Origin of the sequence: Secundilactobacillus collinoides DSM 20515 = JCM 1123 (assembly GCF_001435975.1) — a bacterium.
GTDB lineage: Bacteria > Bacillota > Bacilli > Lactobacillales > Lactobacillaceae > Secundilactobacillus > Secundilactobacillus collinoides.
In genome coordinates this window covers 13,213-29,965 of the sequence record NZ_AYYR01000044.1, presented here as the reverse complement: position 1 = coordinate 29,965, position 16,753 = coordinate 13,213, and the positions used below count along the sequence as shown (strand labels likewise).

General features: G+C 46.6%; 15 protein-coding genes. 1 reads left to right on the top strand and 14 read right to left on the bottom strand.

Annotated elements, in window-relative coordinates; all coding sequences use genetic code 11:
- Window positions 1–106: 106 nt before the first annotated feature.
- The 13 genes from FC82_RS08280 to FC82_RS08225 form a co-directional block, all read right to left on the bottom strand.
- The gene (locus tag FC82_RS08280) at window positions 107–958 is read right to left on the bottom strand and encodes a cell division protein FtsQ/DivIB (protein WP_056996717.1); all 852 of its coding nucleotides are present in this window, start codon (window positions 956–958) and stop codon (window positions 107–109) included.
- Window positions 959–1,342: 384 nt separating this feature from the next.
- The gene (gene murG, locus FC82_RS08275; protein WP_056996716.1) at window positions 1,343–2,443 is read right to left on the bottom strand and encodes an undecaprenyldiphospho-muramoylpentapeptide beta-N-acetylglucosaminyltransferase; all 1,101 of its coding nucleotides are present in this window, start codon (window positions 2,441–2,443) and stop codon (window positions 1,343–1,345) included.
- The gene (gene murD / locus FC82_RS08270; protein ID WP_056996715.1) at window positions 2,443–3,825 is read right to left on the bottom strand and encodes a UDP-N-acetylmuramoyl-L-alanine--D-glutamate ligase; all 1,383 of its coding nucleotides are present in this window, start codon (window positions 3,823–3,825) and stop codon (window positions 2,443–2,445) included. The genes murG and murD overlap by 1 nt, the downstream gene beginning before the upstream one ends.
- A 51-nt stretch (window positions 3,826–3,876) precedes the next feature.
- Window positions 3,877–4,833, bottom strand: a complete 957-nt coding sequence (gene mraY / locus FC82_RS08265; protein WP_056996714.1) for a phospho-N-acetylmuramoyl-pentapeptide-transferase — start codon at window positions 4,831–4,833, stop codon at window positions 3,877–3,879.
- A 33-nt stretch (window positions 4,834–4,866) separates the two neighbouring features.
- Window positions 4,867–7,023: a penicillin-binding transpeptidase domain-containing protein gene (locus tag FC82_RS08260; RefSeq protein ID WP_056996713.1), complete on the bottom strand. Its 2,157-nt coding sequence runs from the start codon at window positions 7,021–7,023 to the stop codon at window positions 4,867–4,869.
- Window positions 7,020–7,409 carry a cell division protein FtsL gene (gene ftsL, locus FC82_RS08255; protein WP_054760145.1) on the bottom strand — a complete coding sequence of 130 codons (390 nt, stop codon included), beginning with the start codon at window positions 7,407–7,409 and terminating at the stop codon, window positions 7,020–7,022. Before ftsL ends, FC82_RS08260 begins: the two co-directional genes overlap by 4 nt.
- 40 nt (window positions 7,410–7,449) lie before the next feature.
- Window positions 7,450–8,391 (bottom strand): 16S rRNA (cytosine(1402)-N(4))-methyltransferase RsmH, encoded by a 942-nt coding sequence (gene rsmH, locus FC82_RS08250; protein WP_054760187.1) that lies wholly within the window; start codon window positions 8,389–8,391, stop codon window positions 7,450–7,452.
- 37 nt (window positions 8,392–8,428) lie between these two features.
- Window positions 8,429–8,860, bottom strand: a complete 432-nt coding sequence (gene mraZ / locus FC82_RS08245; protein ID WP_054760142.1) for a division/cell wall cluster transcriptional repressor MraZ — start codon at window positions 8,858–8,860, stop codon at window positions 8,429–8,431.
- Between the two features lie 234 nt (window positions 8,861–9,094).
- Entirely contained in the window at window positions 9,095–9,445 is a 351-nt protein-coding gene (locus tag FC82_RS08240; RefSeq protein WP_056996712.1) for a DUF3397 family protein, read from the bottom strand.
- A 383-nt stretch (window positions 9,446–9,828) separates the two neighbouring features.
- Window positions 9,829–9,948, bottom strand: a complete 120-nt coding sequence (locus FC82_RS16490; RefSeq protein ID WP_082620271.1) for a DUF4044 domain-containing protein — start codon at window positions 9,946–9,948, stop codon at window positions 9,829–9,831.
- A gap of 89 nt (window positions 9,949–10,037) precedes the next feature.
- Window positions 10,038–12,413, bottom strand: a complete 2,376-nt coding sequence (locus FC82_RS08235) for an FtsK/SpoIIIE family DNA translocase (RefSeq protein WP_056996711.1) — start codon at window positions 12,411–12,413, stop codon at window positions 10,038–10,040.
- A gap of 72 nt (window positions 12,414–12,485) precedes the next feature.
- A complete protein-coding gene (locus tag FC82_RS08230; protein WP_054760133.1) occupies window positions 12,486–13,001 on the bottom strand; it encodes a tRNA (cytidine(34)-2'-O)-methyltransferase in 516 nt (171 codons plus the stop codon).
- Between the two features lie 229 nt (window positions 13,002–13,230).
- The gene (locus FC82_RS08225) at window positions 13,231–14,430 is read right to left on the bottom strand and encodes an AI-2E family transporter (RefSeq protein WP_056996710.1); all 1,200 of its coding nucleotides are present in this window, start codon (window positions 14,428–14,430) and stop codon (window positions 13,231–13,233) included.
- A 60-nt stretch (window positions 14,431–14,490) separates the two neighbouring features.
- Between FC82_RS08225 and FC82_RS08220 the strand changes: the two genes are divergently transcribed.
- Window positions 14,491–15,087, top strand: coding sequence for a copper homeostasis protein CutC (locus FC82_RS08220; protein ID WP_056996709.1), 597 nt, complete (start codon window positions 14,491–14,493; stop codon window positions 15,085–15,087).
- A 359-nt stretch (window positions 15,088–15,446) separates the two neighbouring features.
- On the opposite strand, the gene FC82_RS08215 is transcribed toward FC82_RS08220, so the two are convergent.
- On the bottom strand, window positions 15,447–16,517 hold the full coding sequence (locus tag FC82_RS08215; protein ID WP_056996708.1) for a 2,3-butanediol dehydrogenase: 1,071 nt from the start codon (window positions 16,515–16,517) through the stop codon (window positions 15,447–15,449).
- Between the last annotated feature and the right edge of the window lie 236 nt (window positions 16,518–16,753).

Below are 16,753 nucleotides of genomic sequence, written 5' to 3'. Positions count from 1 at the left end.
TAATTCCGACATATTTGTTTATTACCTAAATCGTCGTAGTTTACAACTTAGTTTACCACAAATACACACTGATAAAAAAGTGCTAAGTGCCTACAATAGCGAGGTTTTAACTTGAAAACGGGTAAGAGTAAGCACCGATTTCCAAATTAACCACACCCTTGCGTTTCATTTTTGCTGCAATGCTCGGATAATACGCCATTTTGGCTGCAAATGTTGTCAAAGTTGCGTAAACTTCATTGCCATCATTCATAAAAACGTGAATACGTTCTGGATTCGATTTTGTTGGAGAAAATTGAATTTCTGATATTCCAGTTTTAATTTTTGGTGCCAATTTTGCAAATTGCAGGATCATTTGGTGCAACCGGTGAGTCGAAGTGAATTTGTCATACACCGGATAGCTGCCAGTCGGCTGCTTTCGTTTCTCCTTTGAGATCACACCACTTTCCAAGGCGATGCGATAATACCCATTGCTTGGGACAAACCCGGCAGTCTGGTATTCAACCACGTGAACGGTCAGCTGATTTTGATTTTTAATCTTAAAAGAAATTTCCTTTACTCGCGGATACTTAGCGGTAACACGTTGCGCAATCGTTTTCGCATTACTGCCGGCGACCTTATAGATTGAATCGCCCGTTTTCACGCCGGTCATTTTTTCAACCGTTGACGTCTTGACGACCCGATTACCAGTCACCGTGATCTTCGAAATATGGCTAATGGGCGTTGCAAAGTAACCTGCAAACAATAGGATGACTAAGAAGATGCCCACGAGGATACTCATTCGTTTCAGTAACCGTCTGTGTTTTTGATGTTTCAGCCGTGGCAGTTTGGTGCCAATTCGGGACGGCCGTTTTTGTTTCTTAGCAGCTTTTTCCCGTTCCTCTTGTCGATTTTGATACTTCTCCCACGGTGTCACCGCAACTTTGCGATTCGACCGTTTTCGATCCAATTTAAAGGGCATCTCAGTTCGCCTCCTTTCAAGAGTGTGGAGCAAGGCGCCTAGAGGGCGGAGCATAAGCGACTCTGGGCATAAAAGTCCGGGCCTGACTTTTGTGCCCAGAGTCACTTATGCAGGAGCCCTCTGCCTTGCGGAACGCGTTTCAGTTATCTGCAATTAAACACCGTCGCAAGTACGGTCAAACTGAATTCAGCAGCACATTCAATCTTGAGTTGATGTCCAAAGTCCCGCCAGCAGGAGTCTCCCACCCTGCGGAAAACATTTCAGCTATCTGCAATTAAACACCGTCGCAAGTACGGTCAAACTGAATTCAGCAGCACATTCAATCTTGAGTTGATATCTAATATGACTAACAGCGCCGTCATTTCATTTATTGTGAAGCCGGCATCAAGCCTGGTGCGTCTTGATCACCGACTTCAACAAATCAACCATTTCTGTAGCCGCGTGCGGCTTGCCCAGCTTCTTGGAAGCTGCAGCCATGGCCGCTTGTTTTTCAGGATCAGTCATTAATTGGTCAACCGTACTGATCAAAGTCTCAGCAGAAAGGTCCGCTTCTTTGATCATCAACGCCGCGTTGGCGTTTACTAAACTCTGAGCGTTTTTTGTCTGGTGATCCGCGGTCACGTATGGACTGGGAATCAGAATCGATGGCACACCCAGCGCTGTAAGTTCAGCCAGTGTGGTTGCGCCAGAGCGTCCAACCACTGCTGCCATCTTCGGTAAGACTTCCGGCATGTTGCTGATGTAGGATTTAATGGCGATGTTGGGTGCTTGCAGTTCCTTAACCTGCGCCATCACATCGTCATAGCGTTTAGGGCCAGTCACAAAAATGACTTGATAGTCCTTTGTCGCAAAGGTTTTCAGGCTATCCACCATGACCTTATTGAGTTTCAAAGCCCCTTGAGACCCGCCGACAACCAGCAGCGTTGGTTTGGTGTTATCCAGCCCAAACGTTGCCAAGTCAAAATGACTTTCAATATTGGCCACTTCTTGCGCCCGCGGATTCCCGGTCATCACAACTTTTTCAGTTTGAAACTGGTCGCGCGCCATCTCAAAATTGATGGCAATTTTATCGACATAACGGCTCAAAAATTTGTTAGTCATCCCGACAACACTGTTTTGTTCGTGAATAACCGTGGGCACGTGCTGTTTGGCTGCTGCGTACAGTACAGCACCAGAGACATAGCCCCCGGTTCCGAGGACAACGTCTGGTTTAAAATCCCGCACGAGTTTTTTGGCGCGGTGCACGCTCTTTAAAAACAAGTAAACGGTCTTAAAGTTTTCTAGCGACAGTGACCGTTTGAATCCCTGAATCTCCATTTCCTTAAACGGAATTCCGAGTTCGGGAACAATGGTGCTTTCAATGCCACGCTGTGAGCCGACGTACATAACTTCAGCAGTCGGGTCCTGGCGTTTGAGTTCATTGATAACGGCTAGGGCCGGATAAATATGGCCGCCGGTACCGCCACCCGATACCATTAATCGCATTATTGTTCCTCCTTCTTGCCGGTCAGTGTTTCAACCGCTTGGATAAACTTGTCCCCGCGTACTTCAAAATTAGGGTACTGATCCCAGCTGGCATTTGCTGGCGACAGTAAGATCACGTCACCAGGAGCACTCATTTCATAAGCCGTTGGTACAGCTGTTTCAGCATTTTCGCTCATCTTGATGGTTGGTACGCCCGCCTGTTCCGCAGCATCTTTCAACAGATCCTTGGTTTCACCGAATAAAACGATACCCTTCACATGGGCCTTAAAAAATGGGACTAACCGTTCGAATGTGTACCCGCGGTCTAGCCCGCCGGCTAACAGGACAACTGGTTGTTTGAAGCCCTTCAATGCCATCTCTGTGGCTTCCATATCAGTCGCCTTTGAATCGTTATAAAACTGCCGACCCTCACTGGTCAGCACGTATTGCGTCCGGTGCCGAACACCGCCAAAAGTCGTTAAGACGTGTTTGATTGCTTCATTTGATTTGCCATGGATCTTAGCCACTGCAATAGCGGCCAGCGCATTTTCAACGTTGTGGTCCCCTGGTACCTTGATATCGGCAGCGGCCATAACCAATTCATCTTTGAAGTACAGGTTGCCATCTGATTCGTAGGCACCTTCATGGGTAACGCCTTCACGTGAAAACGGCACGATCTTAGCTTTGGATTGTTTGCTTAACCCAATCAATTCTTTGGAATCAAAGTTAACGACAAAATAGTCGTCAGCGGTCTGGTTCATCGTGATCCGCATTTTCGCTTTCACGTAGTTTTCACGGGTTTTGTGGTAGTCCAAATGGTTTGAGAAAATATTTATCAGAACAGCAACGTGAGGATGAAACGCGGTAACCCCAAGCAGCATAAAGCTCGACGTTTCAAGCACCAAGGTGTCATCAGAGGTCATCGTTTCCGCAACCTTGCTTGCAGGAATTCCAATGTTGCCGGCATAGGCACTGCGGCCAGCGGTTCGTTCCTGATTGAGCATCTTTGTGATCATGGTTGTAGTTGTCGTCTTACCGTTACTGCCTGTGACAGCAATCAACTCCGCTTCGTTGATCTCACTGGCAAGTTCAATTTCAGTAATAATTGGCAGTTTTTGTTCAAGTGCCGCCTGCACGATCGGCACATCGTAAGGAATGCCGGGATTTTTCACCATTAAATCAAAACCAGCATCGAGCTGGTCTGGTGTTTGCTTACCGGTCAGCACCGTAAAGTTTCCGGTTGCTGTTAATTCCTGTGCTTCTGTGTTTTTATCGAGGGGCTGCTGATCACTGACCGTCACAACAGCGCCAAGCTGGTGCAGCAATTTGGCAGCATTGAACCCGCTCTTCGCAAGTCCCACTACGATCACTTTTTTACCCTGATACGTCTTAATTGCCTTCATTATTCTTATTCCGCCACCTATTTGAATTTAAATTGATATCCTAAATACTGATTACCACATGGCCCAAATACCAGTTACAGCGGTAACTAGGCTGACTGCCCAAAAAGTTAAATCAATGCGCCATTCGCTCCAACCCTTCATTTCAAAGTGGTGATGAATGGGCGACATCAGGAAGATTCGTTTGCCGGTCAGTTTAAACGAAGCAACCTGCAAAATAACACTTGCCGTCTCACACACGTAGATCAAACCGATCCAAAGCAGTGACAACTCATGGTGCAATAAAATTGAAACCGCTGCTAACGCCCCGCCTAATGCCAGTGACCCCATGTCACCCATGAAGATCTTCGCTGGTTTGTGGTTGTACACCAAAAAAGCGAGGACACCGCCGACAACGGCAAAACAGAATAGCATAACGTCATACTGGTGCTGGTGCGCAGCGATGATCCCGTAGGTTGCAAACGAAATCGTTGCCAGTCCTGCAACTAACCCGTCAAGACCATCTGTCAGGTTGACGGCGTTTGAAAAACCGACCAGCCAAAAGGCGACAAAGAAGAAGTAGAGCCACCCCAGATTTAAGTTCCCCAATCCAGGAATTAAAATACCGAGCGGTAAGCCTTCGTGCAGGTAGACCAGAAGAAACACCACCGCACCAACGATTTGGCCCAGCAGTTTCTGCCAAGCCTTTAGGCCTTCGTTTTGCCGCCGAAACAGCTTGATTGAGTCATCCCACATGCCTAGCAGGCCGTAGAGAATCAAAATAAATAACAGGATCAACAAAACGGGTGTCAGCATATGGCCAACCATCCCTGCAATTAATGAGCCTACAATAATTGCGATGATAAACATCAGACCACCCATCGTTGGTGTCCCCGATTTTTTTTCGTGCCATGAAGGCCCCTCTTCACGAATCATTTGACCCTCATGTTTACTTCGGAAATACCGAATCAAGGCTGGCATACAGACCAGCGTAATGATAAAGCTAATCACAAACGCAATTGTTGAACTCATTGATTTCTCCTCTTTCACTCTTTTTGCTGCGAATCAGTTCCCGAGAGTGACCTTTAAGTTCTCCTCATCGCTCACGGCCTGACCCGCTTTGATACTTTGTGTTTTTGCGTAGCCGCTGCCCGTAAAGGTGACCTTCATCCCAAGTAGGTCGGCCAAGCGCAGAATATCGCTCTTGGACCAGCCGCTGATACTTGGCATCTTTTGGGCGCCGCTCGTCAACAGAATGACCCGTTGCCCCGTCATCATCACCTGACCAGATTCCGGCGACTGTTTAACCACCTTGCTGCCAGAACCTAGAACAGTGACCTTGTAGCCAGCCTTCTTCAACGTTTCTTCAGAAGCCTTTGCTGACCGGTTAACGTAAGAAACCATCTTAGTACTGGTTTCAGTTGATGAGCTTGATGAATCTTCCAACAATGTCCGTTTCATCACAGGTTTAAACACACCTGCCAACAGCTGTGTCGCCGTTTCGGTACCCGGTAACGTTGGCCGCTTCATTGTAATGTACATGATGTACTTTGGATTATTGGCCGGTGCCATTGCGGCAACGGAATACAGATAGTTGTCATCGCCAGTTAAATAGCCGGACTTCCCGTTACTAATTTCAGCAGTCCCAGTTTTAGCGGCAATGCGGACACCCTTGATCTTGTAATCAGAACCAATCCCGTAAGACTTGTACACAACGTCTTGCATATGCTTTAGGACCGCCTTAGCAGTCGAGGATTTGATTGGTTGACCAATGACCTTTTTCCCGTATGATTTAACCGTTTTACCAGTGTTTGGATTCACCACTTTACGAACAAGATACGGCTTCAACATCTTACCATTGTTCGCAATAGCAGACAATCCCTGCAGCATTTGAATGGCAGTGACTTGAATACCTTGGCCAAACGACGTATCAGCCTGGTCAATAGCCTGACTGAACTGGATACTGCCTGATTGCTCGCCTGGTAACCCAAAGTGGGTCGACTTTAAGAATTTAAAACGTTTAATATATTTTAACCAAGTTTTTGAGCCCATTTGGCGTTCCAGATGCGCCATCGCGACGTTACTGGAGAGTGCAAACCCTTTGTTGTAGGTAATGATGCCCCAACCAGAGGTTTCCCAATCGGGTACCGTTTGACCGTCAATTTCATACTTCCCCGATTGGTATGTCGCTGTCCCGTTGTAGTTCCCACTATTAATGGAAGCCGCCATGGTAAACACCTTCATGACCGAACCAGGTTCATACAAGTCCTGTACCAAACTATCACGCCAGGTACTGGTCGAGCTCAGGCCTGAACCAGTTTCCGGATTAAACGTTGGCCGTTGTGTCGAAGCAACGATCGCGCCGGTTTTAGCATTCATCAAAACGGCATTTAACGACTTTGAATGCGTCTTCGACTGCAAAGCTGACATTTCTGTTTCCAGCAGTGTCTGCAAACGTGAATCTAACGTAGTATAAACGTTATCGCCATTCTTAGCCTTCTTGTCCTTCTGAGTCGTGCCTGGAATCTTGTACCCGTTGTTATCCTGTTTGATGGTCTTAAATCCGTTGGTCCCGGTCAGGAGCTTATTATACGCGCTCTCGATACCCATGGTACCAGTCAAAACACCCTTACTGCTGGTTGACGTATTGCCAATCAAGTAGGAGGCAAACGCCCCGTTAGGATATAATCGTGCCTGTTGCTGGACAAAATTCAAACCAGTCAAGTGTGCCTTTTCAATTTTATTTTTAGTCGTTAGAGAAATGTTTTGCCCTGCCAACCCGAATTCAACCTGGAATGTTTTGGAACTCGATGGTGTCAGATATTTCAACGCCCGTTTCTTACTGATCGGCAAGTACTTCGCCAAAACAGCGGCCGTCTTTTTCTTGTTCTGAACGTACATCGGTTTGCCTTCCGTACTGCGCTGACTGTGATCCAGCACAGCGTACAGTGAATAGGTACTGGTGTCTTCAGCAATCGGCTGGTTCGAAGCATCATAAATCGTTCCCCGCTGGGCTTTAACCGTTTGCGTATCTGTATATAGTTTCTTAGCCCGCGCCGATAGGTTGACATTTTCAACATTTTTTCCAATTGCGATATAAGAAAAACGAGCAATGAATAGTACAAACAATAACGTAATGATGAGAAATAAAACGCGTCCGAAGACTCTCCGATTACGTCGTGCTTGTTGACTAGTCACCGTTCGTTTAGGTGATTGTTTCATTTATTCACGTTCCTTATTTGGTTGTTCGAGAGTGACAGGCCGTCCTTTTTAGCAATCTTTTCTAACCGGGACCGGTTGGAAAGTTCGTTAATTTCTTGACGTTTGTTCGTATTCTTGGTTTGCAGGGTAGTGATCTGTGTGTTCACGTCCTGTAACCGCTGTTGTGCTGAAGATACCCCAATCTTCAGACTGACCAACCAAACCATCATCGTAACCACCATTAAACTGCCAACCAGCAGTAAGCATTTTTCAAATTTCGAAGTCGCTAAGTACTTTGGGAGCTTAACGGTTCGAGTAGCCGCTTTATGTAAAGGCTGTTCGTCAGGCGTTGCCTGGAACGGCTGCGGTGTTTGCGTCGTTTGTCTTGCCAAATTGTTCAGAGCCATACTTCATCATCCTATTCCTTAAAAATTAATGGTCAATCATTCAATTCCTCTCAATGACTCGTAACTTTGCGCTGTGTGCGCGATGATTTTCCGTTAACTCCGATTTGCTTGGTAAGATTGGCTTGCGCGTAATTAACTTAAAATCCGGTTTCATATTGTCTGGAATTACCGGCAACCCAGCTGGTAATTCTGGTAAACTGCTCTTTTCCTTAAACATGGTTTTCACCAAGCGGTCTTCAAGTGACTGAAACGTAATGACACAAACCCTACCCCCGGGATTGAGTCGTGTTAAAGCCTGCTCCAAAGACTGTTCAAGGGCGCCCAATTCATCATTGACCGCAATTCTAATGGCCTGAAAAACTTTCTTAGCCGGGTGTCCGCCATGCCGGCGTGCCGCCGCCGGAATACCTTCTTTAATGACCTCAACTAATTGTTCTGTGGTCTCAATCGGTGCATCTTGCCGGTGCTGCTCAATTTTTCTGGCAATCTGCTTAGCAAAGTGCTCCTCACCATAACGGTAAAAAATACGAACCAGGTCCTGATACGACCATTCGTTGACTACCGTTTTAGCACTTAGTTTCTGTGATTGATCCATTCGCATATCTAGGGGTGCATCATAGCGGTAACTAAAGCCCCGCTGTGCATCGTCGAACTGGGGCGATGAAACCCCAAGATCATATAAGATCCCATCGACTTTTGAAACCCCGTGAGCGCTTAATTCTGAAGTTAACTCACGAAAATTATCATGTATTAAGGTCAATCTGCCATCCGCAATCTCAGCGGCGTACTGTTTTTGATTAAATGTAATGGCCGCTTGATCCTGATCAAAGGAGAATAACTTGCCAGTTTGCAACTGGGCTAAGATTTTCCCCGTATGACCGCCACCCCCTAGTGTGCAGTCAACGTACTGTCCATCTGGTGCGACTTGTAAGTTTGCAACGGCTTCGTTTAACAATACCGTCACGTGTCCATATGTTGCCATGTGTGTTGCGGTCACCTCCCACCGTGTGACTGAATCATTAAATGTCAAAGTCAATTAAGTTCTCAGCAATATCATCAAAATTCTCTTCAGCTTTGTCGGCAAAGGCGTTCCAACGTTCCTGACTCCAAATTTCGAACCGTTCGGACACCCCAACAATGACACACTGTTTTTGAATCTCTGCGTGAGTCAACAGTGGCTTGGGCAAGTTCACCCGCCCCTGTTTATCAAACGCGCACTCGGTCGCTGCAGAATAGAAAAAGCGCACAAACGCCCGGGCATCGCGTTTATTTAACGGTAGCGCTGCCAAACGTTTCTGTAGAATTTCCCACTGGGCCATTGGATAGCCGAACAAACAACCATCCATCCCTCGTGTAATCACAAACGTTTCACCAAGTTGCTCACGAAATTTTGCTGGAATTATCAGCCGACCCTTGGTGTCAATTGCATGCTCAAATTCTCCCATGAACATTCAATCTCCCCCTTTGTCAACTAATTTACCTAAAGTTTACCACAAGCCCCCACTTTCTACCACACGTCACCCAACTTTTATATCAAGATTTTAACAAATTGTTTTAAAAAACCAAGAAACCCGCCAAACGTACGTTTGGCGGGTTTCCAATAGGGTTCATTTTCATTAAATTTTCCGAGCTTGTGCAACAATTTCATGAACACGTGTTGGCTTCACGAAACCATTTGTTTTTTGTTACACAATCCAAAAACTGGCACTTATTGTCACAAGGTAAGCAATCGTTAAAAAAATCAGGCTGGCACGCCAGAAGAGAAGCAAAAATTGATCCCATAATATCTCTCCGCGAGCCAATCCCCACACAATGGTCAAAAAAATCGCCCCAATCATCCAGATACAGATCACCGTGGCAAACCATGGTGCATCCCACGAATGCGTTAAAAACCACATAAACGCGAGTAAGATCACTGGAATCAGATCCAACAACGGGCCATTTTTCATTTTCGAAAGCGGTTTGATCCGTTTTAACAGTTGCCAAACCACCAAGACTACGAGCAATACAACGATTTGAATCAGTGGATTAGTCAACCTTTTCACACCCCTCAATAAAATAACCACTACATTATATAGATTGTGTGGGTAACATGCAAGTGCCCAATGATAATGAATTAACGAAGAATTCTTTAACATCAGCACTAACCTTGACCCCGTTGTGCAGGCTGCCCCCTCGGGACGAAACACATAGCAGCGCGAATAATTTACTTGCCGGTCAAGGCGGTTGCTTTCTTTCGGTCACTTGCGAGTGAGCGCGCAACTCAAGATTGTTCTTGTAGAAACAGGTCAAATGCGGTTACCTAGTTCATCCAGAATGCACCTTTCACCGCGTACAAATCGAAAAAGGACACCTCACAAACGTGCGGTGTCCTTGGCCAGTCATATTAATAATCTTATTTATCCGTCTTGCAGCGTGTTTAAAACCCGCCTAAGGATCCGATAGCAGTCGCAACCAGAGAGCCGACAGTAACGATAATCATTAACCACACGAAGACCATAGTGATTTTTTGAAAGGTCGATTTCTTTTTCTTTTGCATGAAGTTTGCACCACTTTCTAAAGGCTTTTCTCTATCTAAACAGTGTAACGTGGACTGAAGAGAATTGCAATTCTAAAAACTGAGGAATTTTACTCACTCGTGTCAGCTGATTTTTGTTTATAAACCTGACGGGGTTTGCTGCCGTCCTGCGGGCCGATAAAGCCGCCCTGCTCCAAATCATCAATCAGCCGGGCTGCCCGGTTGTAGCCAATCCTGAAATGACGTTGCAATAACGATGTGCTGGCCTTTTGCTGGTCGACCACAAAGTCTAAAGCATCATTGAATAACTCATCCTCTGAGGAATCAGCAGCGCCTTCCGCAACCTCCTCATCGCTGACCATCATTTGTTCATCATACTCAGCCGGTTGTTCTTCTCGAATAAAGTCAGTGACGCGTTCAACATCCTGGTCTGAGATAAACGCCCCCTGGACCCGGACTGGCGAATTTTGGTCAATTGGCAGATACAGCATATCCCCACGACCAAGCAATTTTTCGGCACCGTTCGTGTCCAAAATGGTTCGGGAATCCACCCCGCTTGAAACTGCGAAAGCAATCCGTGACGGCACGTTAGCCTTGATCAGCCCGGTAATGACGTCTACGGACGGTCGCTGGGTCGCCAAAATCATGTGGATTCCAGCAGCCCGGCCCATTTGTGCAAGGCGGATAATTGCATCCTCAACTTCGTTTGAAACGGTCATCATCAAATCAGCTAATTCATCCACGATCACGACAATGTACGGTAACGTCGGCATCGGTTTATCCGTCTCCTGATTCTGCTGCTGAACAAATTGGTTATAGCCGGAAATTTTCCGTTGGCCGACCTTCGCAAACAAGTCGTACCGCTGTTCCATTTCGTGCACGACTTTATGCAGCGCTCTAGCTGCCTTCTTTGGTTCCGATACAACTGGTGTCAATAAGTGGGGAATGCCATTATAGACGCTTAATTCAACCTTTTTGGGGTCGATCAGCATCAGTTTGACCTGACTTGGCTTAGCATTCATTAAAATACTGGTAATGATACCGTTGATAGCAACCGACTTCCCACTCCCGGTCGACCCGGCAATGAGCAGATGCGGCATTTTAGTCAAGTCACTGGTAATGACCTTCCCCGTCACGTCACGGCCCAGCGGTACCTCTAACATATGGGCAGACCCATGCGATACGGCCTCGCTGACGTCCCTGAAAGCAACCGTTGAAATTTCCCGGTTAGGGACTTCGATGCCAATCAGTGACTTACCCGGAATCGGAGCTTCGATTCGAATGTCCTTGGCCGCTAATGCGAGGGCCAGGTCATCGGCAAGGTTCACGATTCGCGACACCTTTACACCAATCGCCGGGTGCAGTTCATACTCTGTCACAGATGGCCCTAAATTAACGTGTTTCACTTCGGCATCTACACCAAAGCTTGTCAGCGTCTGTTTGAGGATCTTCGTGTTTTTTTCAATGGTTTGATAGTCATCCGTTTGATCCTTTTTGGGAATCGGCGTCAGCAACGATGAATCTGGCAACTGATAATTAGGATCGTCATCCGCTGTTTGAATCATAGCAATGTCATCATCGTCGTCCGTTGTGGACTTGTCAGCTGTCTCAGGCTTTGGTTGGCTCGCCACACTGATTGGAATGTCATCACTTGCCGTCTGCCGGTTGTCTGAGCGCTCCGCGATGGGTGTCGGCAATACCTTGTCTTCAGGTGCAGTGAGCGGCGATTTACTAGTCGTCTCCTGATTGGGCACCTTAGATTGCCGCTGTTTCTTTGGGCTATCATCATGCGGTTTTTGCGCTGCTCGTTCACGTCGTTTGGCAGCCATCTCCTGAATCCCATGAACAACGCCCGTTGAAACGTGCGTGATGCCTTGCCAGACCACGTGGCAGCCCTTTGAAAGGCTCTGAAAAAGGACCGCCATTGGAATATTAAAGAACACCATGACCCCAACCAGCATCAAAATAACCGCGATAATCTGTGTGCCGATCAATGAGACCAAAAAATTGGTCATCGTTAACAATACGGCCCCAATCATCCCGCCACCAAGGTGTTGCGAGACACTGCCGTTTCCAATATCTGAATTTAATAATTGCATGGTGTACGAAACAAAACCGGTGTGCTGATTAGTTGCCAAAAACAGTGCGGTATGAAGCCACAACAGTAAGCCAACGTACGCAATACCAACCCCGACAATAAAGTGTCGCTTCAACGTTGGCAATTTACCGGTGATGAGTAAAGCAAGTCCCACTGCACCGCCAACCAACCCAATAAATTGGTAAGTATCTCCCACAAAGAAACGAATGAGGTTCGCCGCAAGCGTACCAATAATGCCCGCTTGTAATAACGCTAATAGACAGATCAACAAAAGCACCAACCCGATGATGTTTCCAGTATACTGATGCTGCTGAGCACTGGACCTGCGTTTCGTTGGCCGTTTTGTTCCACGCTTACTGGTTGTTTTTCGTCGCCGTTTCTGTGCCACAAAACTGCCCCCTTTTTCGAGATAAAATTTCCTGTTTACATCCTAAGTGTACACATGTCACTTGGCCACGCGTTATTTTAATTTATCATTATCGTATAAGTGACTGACTTCCAGATGATTGAAGTCTTGTTGCCGCAAAACTTCATAAATCACAATAGCAGCCGAGTTCGATAAGTTCAGTGCCCGAATATGACTGTCATCTTGGGGAATCCGAATAGCTTGCTCAGCATGTTGTCGCATAAACGGCTCTGGCAGGCCCGTTGTTTCTTTGCCGAATAAGAAGTAAAAATCACCGCCTGCAACGTCTGTGTAATCACGTTGAGAATAAGCATGAGCGGCAAACTTTGACACTAAGAACAACCGGCTCAAATCAGGCACAGTTGCCATGAAATCTTGCAACGTCTTGTGGTAACGGATATCGACCTTATCCCAATAGTCCAGCCCGGCACGTTTCAGGTGTGCATCGTCCACGGAAAACCCAAGCGGTTCGATCAAGTCCAAAATAGTATCCGTCCCGGCACAGGTCCGCGCAATATTACCGGTGTTTGCCGGCATCAATGGTTCAAATAATACGATATGATTAGCCATCAAAACTCTCCTTTTAGATATATATCACAATGTTATGGGGCATAAAAAAACGCAACCCCTCGGTGTTAGCACGGCGAGGAACTGCGTTAATGAAGTGCAAATTCGACAGAAGCTGACGATTTCTCGACATCTACTCCCGAACGATTTCTCAACCAGTAATTTAACATGGATTTGTAAAATATGCAAGTTTTCTTTTAAAGTTTGATGAAGGTTTCATTAAGACCTCCGACTATTTTCCAGGCGGCACTTGTGAATGAACGTCCTGCTTTTCTGACGGCGAGCTGTCTGGATCCCCGGCATCAAAGTCAGAATGTTGCCGGTACCAGTCAAACCACTCATTAACGATGACTTTAATCACCGCGTAGCCCGGAATGCCCAATATGACACCGGCAATCCCAAACAATTTCCCGGCAGCCAGCAGGATAAAAATGATAGTCACTGGGTGAATCGCCAGCGTATTGCCCAAAACCAGCGGTGAAATCACCCGGCCTTCGAGGGTCTGTTCAATCACAAACACGATGAGAACTTTCACCAGCATCAGCGGAGAAACGAACGCGCCAACGGTAATGGCCGGCACCATCGCCAAAAATGACCCTAAGTATGGGATCAAATTTAAGATACCAGAAACGATTCCCAGTAACAAGGCAAATTTTAGCCCAATAACCCAGTAACCGAACGCAAACATGGCACCAACAAAAAAAGCAACGGTCAGCTGACCACGAATATAGTTGCTGACTTGGCGATTCATGTTCGTTAATACCCGCAGCACCGAGGCACGCTTGCGAAACGGTACGAAATGGGTTAAATACTTTGGCAACTGATGTCCGTCTTTGAGCAGATAAAACAGGATAAAGGGTGCGGTGATCACCGCAATCAATGCGGTGGAGACCCGTGACACCACCCCTGCGATCGACGTCAGCGAGGTGGACACAAGCGTTGAACCGCGACCCTTGAGCACGTTAGCAATTTCATCGTTAAAATTCGTGAGTTGTTTATGTAAGGCTTCAAAAGGCAATCCCGGCACCCACTGCGTCAAAAAATCTTCCAGGTGAGACCAGTACCGCGGCCAATTAGCCAGCAGACTCACCACTTGTGCCTGAACGATGGGAATGAGCGTCACGACACCCCAGATAATCAGTCCCAGAATTAAAATAAAAACGACGGCAATCGTAATCAGCCGATTCACGTGAAACTGGTTTTCCAACCGATCCACTAGCGGGTTTAACAAGTAATACCCAACCCCAGCAATCATTATTGGGATACCCAGCAGTGTGGCAACGCCCTTTAATGGTGACCAAAGCCAAGGTAATTTACTCAGCATAAATAAATTGAGCAGAATCAACAGTAAAATAATCAGCGACACCACTGCTTTATTGTTTAAGAACCAGTTTGAAAACCAACTTCGAACTGGCTGCCGAGATTGTTTCATCGCACACCCTCCCCAAAAACTTGCTATAATCATTTTAGCATAAAAATAGGAGGCACCATCATGATTGAAGTTCCAATAATCGAAAATTACACAACATTGCCGGAAATAATCACTGACCATCAGCGGGTGATCATTGCGGACAACTTAACCGCTGGCGGAACCACCCCCAGCAAGGGCGTCATGGCTGAAAGCACCCTTTACGTTCACGACCACGATGGCAGTATCACCTTTATCATTAAACCGCGTCAGGGTGATTATACGTACACGGATACTGAGTTGAAGATCATGGAAGCCGACCTGTTAGAAGCCCAGCAACTTGGCGCCGATGAAGTGATTTTTGCGGCCACCACCGCCAACCACGAAATCGACGCCGAAGCCATGGCCAACCTCATCGCTGCTGCAGGCGGTATGACCATTACTTTGGCAGCTATTTGGGCCTCGGTCAGCACACCAGATTTCCAGACGTTCTCGCAGTTGGCAGATAGCGGCGTTGAGCATGTCTTGTTTGACCTTGATACAAAGGATCAGGACGACTGGGCAGGCTTCATCAGTAAAGCCTCTGCACAACAGCTGATTCCAGTGCCCGTCAGCAAAGACAGTAAAAAACTGAGCGCGTTTACAGCACAGCATCATTTAAATTTAGGTGTTTTAGGTTAACCCTTTTTCAACGTTTTTTTGTAGGAAGTAACGGCTGGGCCAACAGTCCCTTATTCTTTCTAAAATGTACTGGAACGAGCCTTTTAACACGTCCGGATCACCTAACCCAAATAACCGCTTCCAATGATAAAAGGCACCTCAGACTAAAATTCGGAATGAGTTTTAGTCTGAGGTGCCTTTTTCTTGAAACACAAACGCTTTTGTTTTAGTCGCCCGTTTTCTACGACCAGACAAACTGTTGTTTTTATAAGCCTTTTTGGGGGTACAGCCATCTTTGTAGTCATTGCGACGTGCTTTTAGACAGCCGTACCGAAACGAATTACGCAGGAGCCTCAAAACGCCTTACGCCACTCTCTGGCCTACAGATCTGGTGACACCAAAATTTTCACTTGCGATTTATCTTCTGCCAGTGCTTTGATGCCCTCATCCACGGCTTGATCAAGACCAATTTCCTTAGTGATGATCTTCCGGAATGTCTCTGGGTGGTTGTTGATGATTCCCAGTACTGCAGGGAAGCTGTTGTTGTAGCACAGAGTTGTTGTGATATTAATACCCTGCATGATGACATCATCCGTCATATTCATCGAAACGTCCTTGCCAAACAATGCAACGACTTGAAGAACCCCGGTCCGTTTAGTGACCTTGAGTGCTGTGTTAAAGGTAGCCTGAACGCCCGCACATTCAAAAGTAATGTCCACGCCATTAGGCAGGTCTTTACGAATCACATCGTTAACGTCAGCTTCGTTTGGGTTGATGGTATTTTCAATGCCCAGTTCCTTAGCCTTGTTTAACCGTACTTCGGAAACATCGACAATGTACACATGGTTAGCACCGCTGATCTTAGCGAGTAAGGCCATCAGGAGCCCAATTGGCCCGGCACCCATAACCGCCACGTTTTGACCTTCACGCAACCCGGAACGCTTCACCGCTTCGTAAACCACGGCTGTTGGTTCAGCAACGGCTCCTAATTCGGGATCCATACCTTCAGGCAGCTTGTGAGCAAATACGCCCTGAACGTTGGCAAATTCGGCGAAACCGCCGTCTTGTGAAAAACCTAGGAAGTTCCCGGCACCATCGGCCGCCACCGCTTTGTTACAGAAGTTATAATCACCCTTCCGGCAGTTTTCACACTCGCCGCAGGCAATTAACGGTTCGATGGCAACGTTATCACCGATTTTGAGGGTGTCAACGTCTTTTCCGACCTTCACCACTTCACCCGAAAATTCATGGCCAAGCGTAATAGGAACAGTCTTGCCGGTGATTGGATGCGGTTGGGTTGGCAACCCCCATCCTTCCAGATAAGCGTGCAAATCACTGCCGCAAATCCCGCAATATTTAACCCGAACTTGGACTTTATCGTCCTTTGGGTCATCAATTGTCACATCTTCAACTCGAATATCCTTTTCACCATAGATTCGTACAGCTTTCATTCAAAAGGCCTCCCAAATTGCTGACTGAAGTAACTGACTACAACACTAGTGTACAAAATCACAAATGAAAGCGCAACGATTAACTGTTAAATGGCTCAACTATTTATTAAGTTACATGTTTTCGGTAATTATTGACAGCCATGTAAGCCCCAGAACGACAATGTCGAACAAAAAAAGCATCTGAAATGACATGATTGCCAGACAGATGTTTTTCATTTGACACAATTTAATGATAA

Bases quoted from the DNA above. Each gene is read 5' to 3' on its own strand.
- murD (WP_056996715.1), bottom strand. From the start codon at position 3,825: ATGAAGGCAATTAAGACGTATCAGGGTAAAAAAGTGATCGTAGTGGGA.
- FC82_RS08225 (WP_056996710.1), bottom strand. From the start codon at position 14,430: ATGAAACAATCTCGGCAGCCAGTTCGAAGTTGGTTTTCAAACTGGTTC.
- FC82_RS08280 (WP_056996717.1), bottom strand. From the start codon at position 958: ATGCCCTTTAAATTGGATCGAAAACGGTCGAATCGCAAAGTTGCGGTG.
- FC82_RS16490 (WP_082620271.1), bottom strand. From the start codon at position 9,948: ATGCAAAAGAAAAAGAAATCGACCTTTCAAAAAATCACTATGGTCTTC.
- FC82_RS08215 (WP_056996708.1), bottom strand. From the start codon at position 16,517: ATGAAAGCTGTACGAATCTATGGTGAAAAGGATATTCGAGTTGAAGAT.
- FC82_RS08260 (WP_056996713.1), bottom strand. From the start codon at position 7,023: ATGAAACAATCACCTAAACGAACGGTGACTAGTCAACAAGCACGACGT.
- murG (WP_056996716.1), bottom strand. From the start codon at position 2,443: ATGCGATTAATGGTATCGGGTGGCGGTACCGGCGGCCATATTTATCCG.
- rsmH (WP_054760187.1), bottom strand. From the start codon at position 8,391: ATGGCAACATATGGACACGTGACGGTATTGTTAAACGAAGCCGTTGCA.
- mraZ (WP_054760142.1), bottom strand. From the start codon at position 8,860: ATGTTCATGGGAGAATTTGAGCATGCAATTGACACCAAGGGTCGGCTG.
- FC82_RS08220 (WP_056996709.1), top strand. From the start codon at position 14,491: ATGATTGAAGTTCCAATAATCGAAAATTACACAACATTGCCGGAAATA.
- mraY (WP_056996714.1), bottom strand. From the start codon at position 4,833: ATGAGTTCAACAATTGCGTTTGTGATTAGCTTTATCATTACGCTGGTC.
- FC82_RS08230 (WP_054760133.1), bottom strand. From the start codon at position 13,001: ATGGCTAATCATATCGTATTATTTGAACCATTGATGCCGGCAAACACC.
- ftsL (WP_054760145.1), bottom strand. From the start codon at position 7,409: ATGGCTCTGAACAATTTGGCAAGACAAACGACGCAAACACCGCAGCCG.